This is a genomic window from Runella zeae DSM 19591, from assembly GCF_000423565.1.
Classification (GTDB): domain Bacteria; phylum Bacteroidota; class Bacteroidia; order Cytophagales; family Spirosomataceae; genus Runella; species Runella zeae.
The window spans coordinates 131,270-147,871 of the sequence record NZ_KE384042.1 but is presented as its reverse complement, the minus strand read 5'-3'; the positions used below and the strand labels follow the sequence as shown (position 1 = coordinate 147,871).

General features: G+C 40.5%; 13 protein-coding genes and 1 tRNA gene. 3 read left to right on the top strand and 11 right to left on the bottom strand.

The window, feature by feature from the left end; genetic code table 11:
* Positions 1-171: 171 nt before the first annotated feature.
* Together nusA and rimP are read right to left on the bottom strand one after the other, a co-directional pair.
* Entirely contained in the window at positions 172-1,416 is a 1,245-nt protein-coding gene (nusA, locus tag G563_RS0128655; protein WP_028668355.1) for a transcription termination factor NusA, read from the bottom strand.
* Between the two features lie 48 nt (positions 1,417-1,464).
* Positions 1,465-1,932, bottom strand: a complete 468-nt coding sequence (gene rimP, locus G563_RS36130; RefSeq protein ID WP_037328454.1) for a ribosome maturation factor RimP — start codon at positions 1,930-1,932, stop codon at positions 1,465-1,467.
* Between the two features lie 112 nt (positions 1,933-2,044).
* On the opposite strand from rimP, the gene G563_RS0128645 reads away from it, so the two are divergent.
* Positions 2,045-3,325, top strand: coding sequence for an McrC family protein (locus tag G563_RS0128645; protein WP_028668354.1), 1,281 nt, complete (start codon positions 2,045-2,047; stop codon positions 3,323-3,325).
* Between the two features lie 45 nt (positions 3,326-3,370).
* Here G563_RS0128645 and lpdA read toward each other — a convergent pair whose 3' ends face one another.
* The 6 genes from lpdA to G563_RS0128610 all read right to left on the bottom strand — a co-directional run bounded on the left by lpdA (position 3,371) and on the right by G563_RS0128610 (position 12,476).
* Positions 3,371-4,774, bottom strand: coding sequence for a dihydrolipoyl dehydrogenase (gene lpdA, locus G563_RS0128640; protein WP_028668353.1), 1,404 nt, complete (start codon positions 4,772-4,774; stop codon positions 3,371-3,373).
* Between the two features lie 90 nt (positions 4,775-4,864).
* Positions 4,865-6,415 (bottom strand): 2-oxoglutarate dehydrogenase complex dihydrolipoyllysine-residue succinyltransferase, encoded by a 1,551-nt coding sequence (gene odhB, locus G563_RS0128635; RefSeq protein WP_028668352.1) that lies wholly within the window; start codon positions 6,413-6,415, stop codon positions 4,865-4,867.
* A 70-nt stretch (positions 6,416-6,485) separates the two neighbouring features.
* The gene (locus G563_RS0128630) at positions 6,486-9,266 is read right to left on the bottom strand and encodes a 2-oxoglutarate dehydrogenase E1 component (RefSeq protein WP_028668351.1); all 2,781 of its coding nucleotides are present in this window, start codon (positions 9,264-9,266) and stop codon (positions 6,486-6,488) included.
* Between the two features lie 84 nt (positions 9,267-9,350).
* A complete protein-coding gene (locus G563_RS0128625; protein WP_028668350.1) occupies positions 9,351-10,265 on the bottom strand; it encodes a PorP/SprF family type IX secretion system membrane protein in 915 nt (304 codons plus the stop codon).
* 554 nt (positions 10,266-10,819) lie between these two features.
* Positions 10,820-11,506 (bottom strand): LytR/AlgR family response regulator transcription factor, encoded by a 687-nt coding sequence (locus tag G563_RS0128615; RefSeq protein WP_028668349.1) that lies wholly within the window; start codon positions 11,504-11,506, stop codon positions 10,820-10,822.
* Positions 11,507-12,212: 706 nt separating this feature from the next.
* Positions 12,213-12,476, bottom strand: a complete 264-nt coding sequence (locus G563_RS0128610; RefSeq protein ID WP_028668348.1) for an Arm DNA-binding domain-containing protein — start codon at positions 12,474-12,476, stop codon at positions 12,213-12,215.
* A 63-nt stretch (positions 12,477-12,539) separates the two neighbouring features.
* On the opposite strand from G563_RS0128610, the gene G563_RS39100 reads away from it, so the two are divergent.
* A complete protein-coding gene (locus G563_RS39100) occupies positions 12,540-12,671 on the top strand; it encodes a hypothetical protein (protein WP_262506134.1) in 132 nt (43 codons plus the stop codon).
* Positions 12,672-12,731: 60 nt separating this feature from the next.
* Here the strand turns inward: G563_RS39100 and G563_RS0128600 are convergent.
* Together G563_RS0128600 and G563_RS0128595 are read right to left on the bottom strand one after the other, a co-directional pair.
* Positions 12,732-12,815: transfer RNA gene (locus tag G563_RS0128600), tRNA-Leu, on the bottom strand.
* An 84-nt stretch (positions 12,816-12,899) separates the two neighbouring features.
* Entirely contained in the window at positions 12,900-14,144 is a 1,245-nt protein-coding gene (locus G563_RS0128595) for an ABC transporter permease (RefSeq protein WP_028668347.1), read from the bottom strand.
* A gap of 157 nt (positions 14,145-14,301) precedes the next feature.
* Here G563_RS0128595 and G563_RS0128590 point away from each other — a divergent pair, with 157 nt between their 5' ends.
* On the top strand, positions 14,302-15,564 hold the full coding sequence (locus tag G563_RS0128590; protein ID WP_028668346.1) for a hypothetical protein: 1,263 nt from the start codon (positions 14,302-14,304) through the stop codon (positions 15,562-15,564).
* A gap of 69 nt (positions 15,565-15,633) precedes the next feature.
* Here G563_RS0128590 and G563_RS0128585 read toward each other — a convergent pair whose 3' ends face one another.
* Positions 15,634-16,449 (bottom strand): 3'-5' exonuclease, encoded by an 816-nt coding sequence (locus G563_RS0128585; RefSeq protein WP_028668345.1) that lies wholly within the window; start codon positions 16,447-16,449, stop codon positions 15,634-15,636.
* Positions 16,450-16,602 lie beyond the last annotated feature (153 nt).

The window sequence follows — 16,602 nt, the reverse complement described above, 5'->3', positions numbered from 1 at the left end:
TGAGTACGGGTTATTGTTTATTCGTTATTAGGAAAACCCTGAAAATTAACCCAAAGATAAAGATTTATTTATCAAGTATGGTTATCCATATGGTGTACGTTGAGGGTAGTCGGCAATTATTCTGGTTTTTAATTCTCATAAAAGGTGAAAATCAATCCCAAAATCTGTTTTCTACTCAAACTCACGACGCAAAATTTCCAAGATTTCTTCCACTGTTTCTTCTTCAAGGTCGGTACGGCGCACAAGTTCTTCTCTACTAATATTGATCACTTGCTTAGCAGTGTCCAAACCTATCTTGCGGAATTCTTCAATCATCCACTCGTCAATCTCATCTGTAAATTCGCTCAAGTCAACGTCCTCTTCGTCTTCTTGGCCTTCTACATCTCTAAACACATCTATCTCCATACCTACAAGTCGCCCTGCAAGCTTGATATTTTGACCTCCCTTTCCAATTGCCAACGACACTTGGTCGGGTTTGAGATATACTGCCACTCGCTTACCTTCTTTGTCGATTGACATAGAAGTAATCTTAGCAGGGCTCAAAGCACGTTGAATGAGAAGTTCTAGATTTTCGGTGTAATTGATCACGTCAATATTCTCATTGTTCAATTCACGAACAATCGTGTGAATCCGAGAGCCTTTCATACCTACGCAAGCCCCTACGGGGTCGATGCGGTCGTCATAAGATTCTACGGCTACTTTAGCACGCTCACCTGGCTCCCGTACAATCTTACGGATATTGATTAATCCGTCATAAATTTCGGGAATTTCGGTTTCAAACAATCTCTCCAAAAATACTGGTGAAGTCCGTGAAAGTGTGATACGGGGTGTACCGTTGTTGAGTTCTACCTTATGAATCACTACTTTTACAGGCTCTCCTTTGCGATATTTATCCTTAAAGATTTGTTCTTGTTTCGGCAAAACGAGTTCGTTACTTTCTGAATCCAAGCAAATGATTTCGTTTTTAAGAATCTGATATACTTCTACTGTGATAAGGTCGCCGACCATATCTTTGTATTTATAATATAGGAGTTCTTTTTCTAAATCTTTTACTTTTTGAATCAACGTCTGGCGTGCTGTTTGTACCAATCGACGTCCAAAATCCTCTAATTTTACCTCTTCAGCCACTTCTTCGCCTACCTCAAAGTCGTCCTGAATTTTACGGGCTTCTGCTAGCGGAATTTTATCTGGTTCCCAAATATCTTCCGAATTATCATCCACGATTTCGCGGGTACGCCACATTTCTAAATCTCCAGTATCAGGGTTGATAATGACATCAAAATTGGTATCAGTACCGTATTTTTTACGAATCATTGTGCGAAACACTTCCTCCAACACCTTTATAATGGTAGGGCGATCTATATTTTTGGAGCGAGCAAACTCGGCAAAAGATTCTATCAATACTACGCTATCCATTTTCTTACGAAAGAGTTTATCGTTATTTGTTAATGGTTTTTGTTCTCTTTAAAATTTAATCTGTACTTCTACTCTTACGATATCAGCGTAAGCAAAAGACAGCTCGTTGGGCACTTGGTCTTTTTTCTTCTTTTTTAATTCTTCCAATAGCACAAATCCCTCTTCAGAAGCTGACAACAATTGACCTTTTTTCTCGATACCTTCTGGCAGTATCACCTTCAAAGTACGACCAAGGTTTTTACGAAATTGCCGAGGCATCGCTAATGGATAATCTACCCCTGGTGACGAAACTTCTAAGGTATAGGCGTTGGGTAAAATACCCTGCTCCTCAATCAAATCTCCTAATTTACGGCTGATTTCGGCACATTCATCTATGCTAATTCCTTCGTCACTATCTATCAATACGGTTACTTTTTGTCTTATTTTGGAAGGCGAAACCTGAATTTCTACGATAAAATACTTGTCATCTTCCAGAAGCGGCGCGAGTAATCCGATGATTTGTTCTTTTAGATTCATTTTATTCCAACAAAAAAGGGGAATTCGACTCCCCTCAAAATCATCAATAGTAAATTGCGGTGCAAAGGTAATTGATTTTTACTAATTTAGCAATATCTAACCGCAACAATTCATGCCCCTATCCCGCTTTGTCGTATATGAGTATGACACTATCCGCAAAATATCGACGCAGGCGATTTCTCTTTCTATCTCTACGTCTTCGGAGGTGTTTGTTCCAGATACGACTTTTGAGCTTCTCAAAAAATTAGTTTTTAACCAAAACGCCGACGCTATTTTGAGTTTTTCGATTTACAAAGGTATAGAAATCATCAAACTCAAAAATTTCGTGGGACTGCTCCAAACGGCTGATGGTAGCCAATTTGAAATTTTGCCCAAGTTATCTCGCCAAAGTCACCCTACCCAAGCTCGCCAAGGACTTCTCAAAATGCTTCGCTATGGTCACCTATTACCGTTTAGAAGCATATCATCGGCCCATTTGAATCAAGCGAATTTGCCACTTTTGGAGATTTTCATCACGGTTTTTATCCAAGAGACCGAACAAATCATGCGGCAAGGGTTACAAAAAACCTATCAAACTATCGAAAACGAACACAATTTTCTTAGAGGCAAATGGCTTCCTTCACGCCAAAAACCTCATCGTTTAGAAACTTTTTTTACGGCTAGTGATGAATTCAAATCCGATATTATTCCCAATCGACTCCTCAAAAGTTGTGTATTGTTTTTAATCCATAAAAGCCAACATTTGCCCAATCAAGTAAGACTAAGACAACTACGCTTTGTTTTCGAAGAAGTCTCTACATCTTCGGACATAAAACTTGATTTTGAGAAAATTTCGCAATTAGATCGTCGTTTTGACCGATACCAAAAAGCCCTGCAATGGGCTAAGGTTTTATTGAGGCAGCAGTCTTGGGCTACACAAGGTCGCCACTTTACAGATTCTTTGTTGTTTCCGGCAGAGCGACTTTTTGAGCAATATGTAGCCCAAGGATTTAAAAAATACTTGAGTGATTTTGAGGTTTTTTATCAAGAAGACTCTCTTTTTCTGGTCAATGACCACGCGGGCAAGCGCCGCTTCGGGCTTCGTCCTGATTTAGTAGTCAGAAAAGCCAATCTTACTATCGTACTAGATATTAAATGGAAGTGGATTGAACCCCAAAGTTCAAGCTATGGCATTGAGCAGTCAGACCTCTATCAACTCTATGCCTATGGACACAAATACGCCGCCGCGTCTCTTTATCTTTTATATCCCGCTCATGAGGGTTTTCAGGTGCCTTTACCTCCTTTCTATTTTGAAGAAAATCTTTCATTGATTGTTTTTCCGTTTAATATCTCGGCACCTCTCTCCGATGAAATCGAAAAAATAAAAACGCATTTCCAACAAAAAAACCGATAACGTCTACTAAACGCTATCGGTTGGGAGTATTTTTTACAGACTTTACTAGGCGTTCAGGGCGCGGTTGGCAGTAGCGGCCAAACAAGCTTCTTTAAATGCCTCTGTATAAGTAGGGTGCGCATGCGACATTCGGCTTACATCTTCGGCCGAAGCGCGATACTCCATCGCTACCACTGCCTCTGCTATCATATCCGCAGCGCGTGGTCCAATGATGTGTGCCCCCAAAATTTCGTCGGTTTCTTTATCAGCCAATACTTTTACTACGCCATCGATATCCATACTTGCTCTGGCGCGGCCTAGGGCCTTGAAAGGAAAAGAGCCTGTTTTGTAAGCTGTTCCCTTTGCCTTAAGCTCTTCTTCAGTGTATCCTACGCCTGCTACTTCTGGCCACGTATATACTACATTCGGAATCAGAAGATAATTGATATGAGGTTTTTGGCCTACGATGGTCTCTGCCACAAACACTCCTTCTTCTTCGGCCTTATGCGCTAGCATTGCTCCCCGAATCACATCACCAATGGCATAAATATTAGGCACTTTGGTTTGCAAGGTATGCTCATCTACTTCAATCTTTCCTCTCTTATCAGCTTCTAGTCCTGCATTTTCAAGAGCAAGTCCGTCGGTATAAGGACGACGCCCTACGCTCATCAAGCAGTAGTCTCCCGTAAATGTAACGATTTCTCCTTTGGGGTTTTCAGCAGTTACTACTACCTCATCGCCGGTATTTTCTACCGTTTTTACTTTATGGCTAAAGTAAAAATCAGCCCCGAGTTTTTTTACAGTTTTCAGAAGTTCTTTGCTCATGGTACCATCCATGGTGGGAATCATGGCAGGGGCATATTCTACAAAACTAACTTTTGCCCCAATACGCGCATATACTGAGCCTAGTTCTGCGCCAATCACCCCCGCTCCAATCACAATAAGATGCTTAGGGATTTCTTTAAGCGTAAGAGCTTCGGTAGAAGTGATGATACGTTTTTTATCGATCGTAACGCCCGGCAGTGAAGAAGGCTTCGAACCTGTAGCGATTACCACATTTTTGGAAGTAATCATTTCTATCTCGCCGTTTTCTTTGGTCACTTTTACGGTATTCTTATCTACAAATGACCCTAAACCTTGATAGACGTCAATTTTATTTTTTTTCATCAAAAACTCAACTCCTTTGCACACTTGGTTTACCACCTCGTTTTTGCGGGCAATCATCTGTGCTAAATCTACCTGAAGATTTTCGAGTTTGATACCATGCTCTGCAAAGCTATGCGAAGCATTGTAGAAATGCTCCGAAGAATCGAGCAAGGCTTTGGAAGGAATACACCCCACATTGAGGCAAGTTCCTCCTAATGTTTTATACTTTTCAATGATGGCAGTTTTTAAGCCTAATTGTGCACAACGAATTGCGCATATATAGCCACCTGGCCCTGAGCCGATTACGATAACGTCGTATTGCATTTTTATTTCTATTAAAATCTATAAAAAAATAGGTAGGTCTTTATAAAAACAAAGACGCAGAGTTTGGCTGCGTCTTTGTTTTATGAAATCTTAAACCTCCAACAACAATCTGGTGGGGTCTTCTAAGAGTTGTTTTACTCGAACCAAGAAACTTACCGAGTCACGCCCGTCAATGATGCGGTGGTCGTAGCTAAGGGCTACATACATGATAGGCCGAATTACAATTTCGCCGTTTACCACTACAGGACGCTCTACTATGTTGTGCATTCCCAAAATCGCCGATTGAGGTGCGTTGATGATAGGTGTAGAAAGCATCGAGCCAAAGATACCACCATTGGTAATGGTAAAGGTACCACCTTGCATTTGCTCAATGGTAAGTTTGTTGTCTCTAGCCAAGCCTGCCAAGCGGATGATTTCTTTTTCTATTTCCGAAAAATTCATCTGTTCTGCATTCCGAATTACCGGCACAACCAACCCACGGTCGGTCGATACAGCGATAGATATATCTGAAAAATCATTGTTGACGACTTCATCACCGTCAATGTATGAATTTACAATGGGGAACTCTTGCAATGCTACCGCGCAAGCTTTGGTAAAGAAAGACATAAAGCCTAGTCCTACGCCATGTTTTTCTTTAAACTTATCTTTATACTTAGCTCTAATATCCATGATAGGCTTCATATCGACTTCATTGAATGTAGTCAACATGGCTGTTTCATTTTTGACTGCCACCAAGCGGCGTGCAATGGTTTTACGGAGCGAAGTCATTTTAACGCGACGTTGTCCACGTCCTCCAGCCTCTGATTTGGGAGCTGCTTGTGCTTGCGGAGCAGCAGGTGTACTGGGCTTAGCCACTGGAGCAGGAGCTGGTGCCTGTGCATTTTGAGCATCTTCTTTGGTGATTCGACCTCCTACTCCCGAAGCCGAGACATCTTTAGGATCAATACCTTTCTCAGCCAAGATTTTGGCGGCCGCTGGTGAAGGATGTCCAGCAGCATAAGTAGTAGAGTCAGCATTTGCTGATACGGCTTTGGCCTCGGCCGGTGCAGGTTGGCCATTGGTAGCAGCTGACTGGGCAGTAGCTCCCACTTCAATCCGGCAAATTACGGCTCCAATTGCCAAAGTTGAACCTGCTTCTGCTACAATACGAAGCACTCCCGCCGCCTCAGCAGGAAGTTCGAAAGTAGCTTTATCAGACTCTAACTCACAAAGTACTTCATCCAACTGTACGGCTTCTCCGTCTTTTTTATTCCAGTTGGCGATAGTCACTTCAGTCACAGATTCTCCCACGGTAGGTACTTTCATTTCTACTACTTTTGATGCTGCCGCAGGAGCACTAGGTGCAGGCGCAGCTGGGGCTGGGGCAGCAGCAACAGGAGTTGGCGCGGGGGCTGGGGCAGCAGCACTAGTTTCGATTACACAAATCAATCCTCCGATTGGCAACACGTCGCCTTCTTGTGCTTTGATACGCAATACACCATCGGCTTCGGCTACCACTTCAAAAGAAGCTTTGTCTGAATCCAGGCTACAAATGACTTCATCTCTTTTGACAGTCTCGCCCTCTTTTTTTACCCAAGAACCAATCGTTACCTCTGTGATAGATTCTCCTACGGTAGGCACTTTTATTTCAATCTGTGACATTGTTCCTATTATCCGTTATATCCTAGTTGTTCAATGAATCTTAATGTTGGTTATTCAATCAAAATGTAGGTTAGCCTACATTAAAAGCTTGCTCGATAAGCTCTGCTTGCTCTTTAGCGTGGATTTTCATGTAACCAGTAGCAGGAGAGGCACTAGGCTTGCGAGCCAATACCTTCCCTAAGCCAATTTGAGGAAATGCCCGCAAAACGAACGTCCAATAACCCATGTTTTCTGGTTCTTCCTGTACCCAAATTACTTCCGCTTTTTTGTATTGTGCAAGATGCGCTTCTACTTGTTTTTCGGGGAAAGGATGTAACTGCTCTATACGAATGATTGCCACATCTTTTCGGTTGTCTTTTTGTTGTTTTTCGTACAATTCCCAATACAACTTCCCGGTACAAAGTAACACTCTTTTTACCTTTTTAGGTTCAACAAAAGTATCACCAATGGTTTCTTGAAAACGAGTCCCTTCTTCAAAATCACTCATAGGCGAAACCGCATAAGGACTACGAAGCATAGACTTAGGCGACATCAAAATACAAGGCTTACGGAAGGGTAATGCCAACTGACGACGAATCATATGGAAGAAGTTAGCCGGCGTAGTAACATTACATACATACATATTGTACTCAGCCGACAAAATCAAGAAACGTTCGGGACGAGCGCTTGAGTGCTCAGGGCCCTGTCCTTCATATCCATGAGGTAAGAGCATCACCAGACCGTTCATGGCATTCCATTTCGACTCAGTAGCCGAAATAAACTGATCGACCATGATTTGGGCACCGTTGGCAAAATCACCAAACTGCGCTTCCCATATTACAAGTGCGTGAGGGTTGGCCATGGCATACCCATATTCAAAGCCCATTACGCCATACTCTGACAATAGAGAATTGTATATTTCAAATATACCTTGCCCCTCACCAATGTGCGCAAGGCTATTATAATTTTCATTGGAATCTATCTCATGAAGCACTGCATGGCGATGAGAGAACGTACCTCGCTGTACATCTTGACCCGTCATACGTACAGTACGACCTTCGGCCAAGATAGAGCCATAAGCTAATAGTTCGCCTGCCGACCAGTTAAATGGTTTTTCGCCGCTAAAAATTTGTTTACGTTCTTCTATGACTTTCTCAATTTGCTTCAACACTTTGAAGCCTTCTGGCAACGTAGTAAGCGCATTTCTTACTTTTTCAATTATATCATTTGATATACCAGTAGCAGGGGATTCTTCAAAGTCTTCGGGAATCGAACGACGAAGCTCAGCCCAATCACGTTCTAACTTAGGACGCTGATAAGGTAGTTGCTTTTGTTTTACTTTTTGTAATAATTCTTGTAGCTCACCTTCCAATTCTACTTTCATTTGGTCGGCGATTTGCGCATCAAGTTCACCCCGCTCGGTGAGCATCTTCATATACAAATCACGACCATTGAGCTGTTGAGAGATTTTGGTATACATTGTAGGCTGCGTAAAACGAGGCTCATCCGCTTCGTTGTGGCCATATTTACGATAACATACCATATCTACAAATACATCCCGATTAAACTCCTGACGGAATTCGACCGCTATTTTCATCACAAATGCTACCGCCTCTGGGTCGTTACCATTAACGTGGAAGATAGGAGCATCCACAATCCGCGCAATATCAGAACAATAAATAGACGAACGATTGTCTTCGTGGTCAGTAGTAAACCCTACTTGGTTGTTGATCACAAAGTGTAGCGTACCTCCCGTATAATAAGCTGGCAAATTAGACATTTGGGTCACTTCATACACAATCCCTTGACCCGCCACTGCGGCATCGCCATGAATCAAGATCGGCAGCACAGGGTCATATTTATCTTGCCCTGAAATATGATTATAGTGTTCGTCGGCGCGTGCGCGTGCGTATCCTACTACTACGGGATTGACGGCTTCGAGGTGCGAAGGGTTGGGCATAAGTTTGAGACTTACTCGCTTACCCGACGTGGTCTCCACTTGACTCTCATATCCCATGTGGTATTTTACATCACCATCACTAAACTCATCAAGTACCACATTTTCTTCAAACTCATTGAAAATCTGGTCATAGGATTTTTGCATGATATTGGTGAGCACATTGAGACGCCCACGGTGCGCCATCCCGATTACTACTTCTTCTACTCCTAGCTCTGCACCTCTATTTAGTACCACATCAAGCGCTGGAATGGTAGCTTCTCCCCCTTCGAGCGAAAATCTTTTTTTACCAAGAAACTTCGTATGTAAGAAGTTTTCGAACGTGACAGCCTCGTTGAGTTTTTCCAAGATTCTCTTTTTCTGCTCAATAGTAGGCTTGAAGTTAAGATATTCGTCTTCAATTTTTTTACGCAACCAGCTTTTGGCACGTCGATCGCGGATATACTGATACTCAAATCCTATTTTTTGAGTATATACTTTTTGAAGAGCTTCTACAATTTCACGCAGCTTGGCTGGTCGGCCAAATACCTCAATACCAGCTTCAAAAACGGTATCCAAATCGCCTTCCGAAAGATTAAAATCTTGCAATTCTAATTGTGCCTGACGGTCTTTCCGAGGCCCTAGGGGATTGGTTTGAGACTTAAGGTGCCCTCTTTGGCGATACCCTCTGATGAGGTGAACTACCTCCATTTCTTTACGAGTATGGCTTGCCGAGACTGGTTTTTCGGCGGTGGGAGCGGCGGCTCCATTTCCGTTTACATGAGGTTTGTTTTCTCCATATTTAATTGAAAATTCAAAACCTTCAAAAAATCGTTGCCAGCTCAAATCAACCGAGTCAGGTTGTTGCTGGTACTTCTGGTACAACTCTTCAATGTACGCTGCTTCCGAATTAGCTATATATGAGTATTTTTCCATTTGAAAACCACTTAGATTCAGTGGGGCAAAGTTAGCTTATGTATTTGTAAAAAATTGCAAAAATCGTATAGTTTTAGCAAAAAACTAATCTACACGTGGATTGGGTTGAAGTGTAAAAACAATTTCATGAATTCCTTTTCCTGCTCCAGGAATATTATTTGAAGTACCGTTAAAATCTTCTACGCGGCGAGAATTATAGGTATAACCCACCCGAATGTTCTTCGAAACGTCAAACCCTAGTAGGCCTTGTATATAAGTAGTAGTACCTATACGAACCGAAAGCCCTGCTAAAATTCGGCTTTTATAATGTGCTAAAGCATTCAAATCAGTACGTATTTTACCATTTTCAGGTTTTGTCAAAACGATAGAAGGTCTAAAGTCTAGTTCTTCTATCAAGTCAGCCTTCATCCCTACCTGTACAAACAAAGGGCGTTGATAGTTGAGCAATCCACTTGTGTTATTGTAGCCGTATTGTTGTTTAAGGATTTCGGGCATAGAGACTCCTCCAAAAAACACTTCATCTTCATAATAAATTCCGACACCCGCACTGGCTAGTGCTTTATTGAGGCTACCCCCTGTGTTGATGGCATTGCGCGTAGGCAATACATTGATACCTCCTAATCCTCCAATCGAAATTTTTTGTTCTTCTGATATTTTAAAGATGTAAGAAATACTCCCAAACACCGCCGTATTGACTGCGACGCGGTCGTTTAGGCCCTGTAGTCCTAAACCAACTTTACCATTGGCAATACTTCCATCCATCGCAAAAGATTGAGTTACAGGAAGCCCTTGGACCCCCGCTATAAACTGACGCCGCAAAACAGCATTGAAGTAAAAATTTTCGCGAACACCCGTGGCCGCAGGATTGATGGCAAGTGGATTGACGAGGTATTGGGCATACTGCACTTCTCGTTGGGCATAGCTTCTATATCCGTTCAATAAAACTACAAGAAGCAAAAAGAGACGTATAAGAGAAACAGGTGAATACATTTTTTTCATAATATAATGTTTGGCTCGTTTAACAACGCAAAAGACAACATGAATCTTGCCAAACCCAACAAAAAAGCAGAAGATGCGGCATCTTCTGCTTTTTTGGGAGGATACTAATCATCTGCCAAAGAGAACCAAGGTGGTTTACTGCTACCACGCTGCTGTAAGTATTCCTATCTCATTTGCCTCTGTTTATAAAGTTGTGGCCCAACAAGTCTTCATCATGACCAATCGCAATTGTAAATCACAACTCCATTTATAGTTAACCAACCGTTTTTATAAATGCTACAGGCGCAACTATTTAAAATAAAAAGACTCAAAGCTTTACACGATAACCCCGCATCCAATACTATCAGCTACTTCTAAATCTCGAATCATATACCATTTTTGTAAATATATACCTATTTTTACAAAAAAGTATATGATATTTTTTTACACACAAAAAACACTTTTGGTATATTAAAAACAAAAATTATAATCCTTCTATTATTACAACGAAATTATTATTTTACATGAAATATTTTTTACCAATAGACACAAATTGAGTACACTAGTAAATTTAATCATCCAACATTTTTGATACCTCTAGAGATTAGCAAGTGTTTGACTCTGCGACTCATTGGCAAAACCGTACCTCCTTCTATCTCTACCATGCTGCGTTCAACATCTATTCTTTTGATATATTTTTTATTCACCAAAAAACTACGATGAATTTGAAAAAACTCTCCCTCAGGTATTTGCTTCTTTAAGAGAGTCAATGATTTTTTGAAGACATATCGGCGATTTTCGGTCTGAATAAAGGAATAAGTCCGTTCTACCTCAATATATAAAATATTTTTTAAAGCAATAATTTCACTTCTTATACCTCCTCGTATGAACTCAGTCTTTATTTCCATTTTACGCTTCAAAAGACTTATAACACTATCAAGGGTATTTACATGAAAAGGCTTCACGAGGTAAAAAACATTATCTAATTTTTTTACTTTATCATATAGTTCTTGGATGTCGTAGGTAGGTGTTAAAATAATAGGAATACGAAAAGGCGACAGTAAGTCTATTTTTTCCAGAGTCGTTTTGTCTTCTATCGAACCTATATCTAACAAGATTAAGTCAATACTTGTAAGATTTATTAAGTCTACAGCTTCTTCATAACTTTTGGCAACACCCATCATGTTGTAATCCAATTTTGCCAGTATTGACTTAATCTGTAGAGTTTGCGAAGGGTCGTTTTCAATCAATAAGATGTTCATAAACACGGGTAAATTATTAAAGTTATTTTCATCTGAAGTATGTTCACATAACTTTCTCTGAAGAATAGCCTCTATCTCTACGCCCTTGTCAGCGGTCTAGACCTTGGTATCCGACAGCAACACACAAACACAAATCCTAACTTCAGTGAATAAGAGCCTAAAATTATTATGCCTCATTTTTTTAAGATAACCAGCAGTTATTTCTGTCTTGATGTTTTTCTATTTTAAATTTTCTGCAAAATAATTTCTAAATCAATGCATTATTTTTACAATTTTCAATTCAATTTACTTGCGCATTATTTTTTATAGTTAAAAAAGAAAAATCCCATACTATACTAACACACAGGCCACAGAGTTATCTTGTATTTTTAAGCGCCTTTTTTATATCCCAATCCCTAGGATTTTGGGATATAAAAAATATACCAAAAAATCATTTTAATCTATTTTATCAAAATAAATAGCAATATCGGTCGGTATATTATCATATTTATACATTCTTAATCAGAAATTCAATTGACATATAAACATCTACTATAAAAGATAAAATTTAGGCATATTATTCCTTCAAATATAATCACTAAGTTACACATTCACTTTATTACTACAATTTATTTTTAAAATTATCAGAAACTATTTATAAATATATGAAGTAAGCAAAAAACTAGATTCAGCGTATCTTATACATTAATCGGACTAAATATGTAACCTACAAACTTGGCTCTTGAAGGCTCAGTTGCATTTCTATTTGCATGAGACGGATACGGATAAAATTGATTTTCTGATTTAAGACACTAGCCAAAGGGTGAGACTCATTTACTTGTTGTTGTTTACTGTCCCAAGCTTCTACAGGAATCATAACGTCAACCGAAAAGTCGGAACATTTGACTTTGTTGACAATTACATAGCAGTTTAGCGGGGCTTGGCCTGCTTCATTGATGGAATCAATACGAGTCCAAAAACGGATTCTCATTTTGTTTAAAGTGAAGAATTGCATAAAAACGACATTTTAGTTTGCCGTTTTGCTGCAACAACCATGAAAAAAATAGGTGAGAGAAAAATTACTCGCACTGCCAAAGTACTGCGAGTAAAATCACTGCGAGTAAAAAAAGATATACTAGAAAGAAATTTTGGACGAAATGAGTATAAAAAAAAGCCCGAAACTTAACCGTTTCGGGCTTTTGACCTAATTAATCAGTACATAATGAAACCTTTATAGGTCTGAGAGTACCCAGGGCCGGAGTCGAACCGGCACGGGTGTGACCCCATTGGTGTTTGAGACCAACGCGTCTACCGATTCCGCCACCTGGGCATCTGATTGGAAACGGGACTGCAAAAGTAGCAGTTCATTTTTTATTTGCAAACTTTTCTACAAAAAAAATATTCAAATTCTATTCTATTCGTAACGTAATGCTTCTATAGGGTCTAAACGTGAGGCTTTTATGGCTGGATAAATCCCCGAAATTATTCCTACAATTACACACACAAAAATTCCAATCAACATCCAAAACCACGGAACAATAAAACTGGCATTTTCACTAATAAGTCCCGCAATAAGGTTGCCAATCGCAATCCCTAGTATCAATCCTCCTATTCCTCCCAAAATACACACTACAATTGCCTCTATCAAAAATTGTAATCTTATCAATCTTGGAGTAGCGCCTAAAGACTTACGAATGCCTATTTCGCGGGTTCGTTCGGTGACTGATACAAGCATGATATTCATAAGGGCAATCGCTGCACCCAATAGTGTAATGATTCCGATTCCAAACCCACCCATGCGCAAATAACCTGATACTTCTTCAAAATCTTTGGCAATCGCATCCGCACTTTCTATCTCAAATGAATCCTTAGCCCCAATACGGTCGTTGCGTACACGTCTCATGATACCTCGCGCCTCTTCCATGATCAACTCCCGGTTTTCAGTAGTATTAATAGAAGTGGTGATGTTGAAAGTGAGTTGTCGATTGGCAGCCAAAGCTCTCCCATTTTCAAGCGGTACTAGTAAAACCCTGTCATCGCCACTACCCGTTAGTGATCCCTTTTTATCCAAAACTCCTACTACCTTATAGGGTTTCCCCAACATCACAATTTGCTGATTAAGTGGATTAAGTTTTCCTTCAAATAGTTTTTGTGCAATCTCCGAACCAATAATCACAACGTTGAGGCCATTGTCTAAATCGGTAGGTGAGAGGTTGCGCCCTGATATGAGTTTATAACCTTTAATCGCCAAATAATTATCATCTACTCCCACAATAAGCGAGTTGGGATTGGTTTGTTTAGACTTAAATTTAATTTGCGCTGCTCCTCTCACATTCGCCGAAATCGCCACACTTGCATTATACCTCTCTTTGATTTCGGTCTTATATTTTTGGGCCTGTCTGTAAGAGATAGGGGGATAATCTTTGTCGCGTACGCCTCCACTTCTTCTTCTGAAAGGCTGAGGTCCTGTAATATCAAATGTATTTGCACCCAAATCAGCAAAGCTATTATTGACGGAGCTTTGCATACCATCAATCGCCGTCAAAATCCCAACGAGCGATGTGATACCGATAGCAATAATGAGGGCAGTCAAAACTGTACGCAGCATATTGGATTGAATCGACCGAAGCCCTTCTCGAACATTTTCTAAAAGATTCATAAGTTTTTGGGAGGATGTGCCGTGGAACTTTATCTATTTCGAGAGAAATATTTGTTTATATAATCCCGATTTCTTACTTCATCCACTTTTTCTGCACGTTTTTTGTACTATATTCGTTTATACAAAAGTCATCATCAAAAAGTAATTCCACAAACCGATGAAACGGTACATCCTACCACTTATCATTTTTTTTGGCTTGGTGCAGGGAGCGTGGGCTTCTAAAGTCCTGATTCCGATGGACGAAGCACAAAAAAATCACCTCAAAGCTTATGGGCTTACATACTGGGTGCTACGCAACTATGACACCGAAATAGATTGGCTCCTGAATTATCGTGGCGGGAGTTTTATGTTTGATTGGAGCCAACGGGTCGTCAATGAGCTTGTCATCAGAGGGGTAAGTTATGAAGTCATTTCGGATGCCCAAAGTGCAAACATCATCGCTGAAGTAGCTCAACCCGATGCTAACATGGACAATGTAAAACTCCATAAAGCGCCTAAAGTGGCCGTATATTCACCTAAAACAAAACAACCATGGGATGATGCTGTGACGTTGGTCATGACTTATGCCGAAATCCCCTACGATATCGTATATGATGATGATGTAATGCAGGGCAAACTCGCCGAATATGATTGGTTGCACCTACATCACGAGGACTTTACAGGACAGTATGGCAAGTTTTTCCATTTTCGTGATTTTCCCTGGTATCGTGCCCAAAAACGCGAAGCTGAAGAAATTGCCGCCAAGTGGGGATTTAACAAAGTCTCAAAACTCAAATTGGCAGTAGCAAAAAAAATACAACAATACGTAGCAGGAGGAGGATATATGTTTGCCATGTGCAATGCCACCGACACGTATGACGTGGCTTTGGCAGCTCAAAACACCGATATTGCCGATGTGATTTATGACGGTGACGGTACCGACCCTGGGGCACAAAAAAAACTTGACTTCAGTCAAACATTTGCTTTCCAAAACTTCATGGTAGTTACTAATCCTTACGAAATTGAATTTTCGTCGGTAGATAGCCAACCCAACGAACGAGGCCTAAACGAGGCGAACGATTATTTTACTCTTTTTCAGTTTTCGGCCAAATGGGACCCCGTCCCGACCATGTTGACCCAAAACCACCAGCAAATTATCAAAGGCTTTATGGGGCAAACTACCGCCTTTAAAAAACAATACATTAAACCTGAAGTGATTATTCTAGCAGAGAATCGATCAGCAGGCGAAGCTCGCTATATCCATAGTACTTATGCCAAAGGCTTCTTCACTTTTTACGGCGGTCACGACCCGGAGGATTATCGCCACGAAATCAACGAAGAACCAACCGACTTGAACCTGCATCCCAATTCGGCGGGCTATCGTTTGATCTTAAATAATATTCTTTTTCCAGCAGCTAAAAAGAAGAAATTGAAGACTTAGCAATGCTACACACAAAAAAGCGGGGCATCGATTATCGGTGCCCCGCTTTTTTGTGTAACACTGCTCTTCTTATTTTCGGCCAAAAGCCATTCGCATCTTAATTTCGGTGAGCTTACGCTTGGTATCGAGCGGAAAGTCGCCTTTCATCATCCAATCATAATAGCTAGGTTCTTGCGCCAGCACATCTACTACACGCTTACCGTTGTGTTTCCCAAAATTAATGATTTCTTCCCCTTTTGAATTGTAGGCCATTCGATTGGCGAAGTCCACTATCTTGGAAGCCGTAAGATTGTGAAGCGCCTCTATGTCATTTTGGACGGGTTCATACAGTTCTCCTTTGTCATTTTTGATTTTGACACCCGCGTATTTCTCTACTTGAGCACACAACACCTCAAAAGTCGCTACTGTATCAGCATGAGCACTATGCGCATTTTCGAGATCTTTGCCACAATAAAACCTATAGGCTGCCGACAAATTGCGAGGTTCCATCAAATGAAAAATCCTTTGGGCATCTACTAATTTTCGATTCTTGATGTCAAATTCTACATCAGCCCTCAAAAACTCTTCGACCAACATCGGCACATCAAAACGATTGGAATTGAAACCTGCCAAGTCGCATCCTTGAAGAAATTGAGCCAAAGTTTTAGCAAAATTCTTGAAAGTAGGACAATCTTTGACATCCTCATCATAAATCCCGTGAATAAGGCTCGACTCTAAAGGTATCGGAATACCAGGATTGACCCGAAAAGTTTTAGACTCAATCTGCCCATTCATCAACGCTTTGACAACGCTAATCTCTACAATACGATCCTTCTGGATGTTGATGCCGGTTGTCTCTAAATCAAAAAACGCAAGCGGTTTCTTAAGTTTAAGGTTATGTGTCATTTGGAATGGTAATGATTGAGCCCACAAAATTAGCATTTATTCCACAGCAATACCTTTCTTTTTGTCGCTAATAGCAAAACTAGAGCCGTTTTTATCATAATTTATTATTTTAGAAACTGTCTTTTTTGAGCAATTTCGTCGTAACTTTGATCA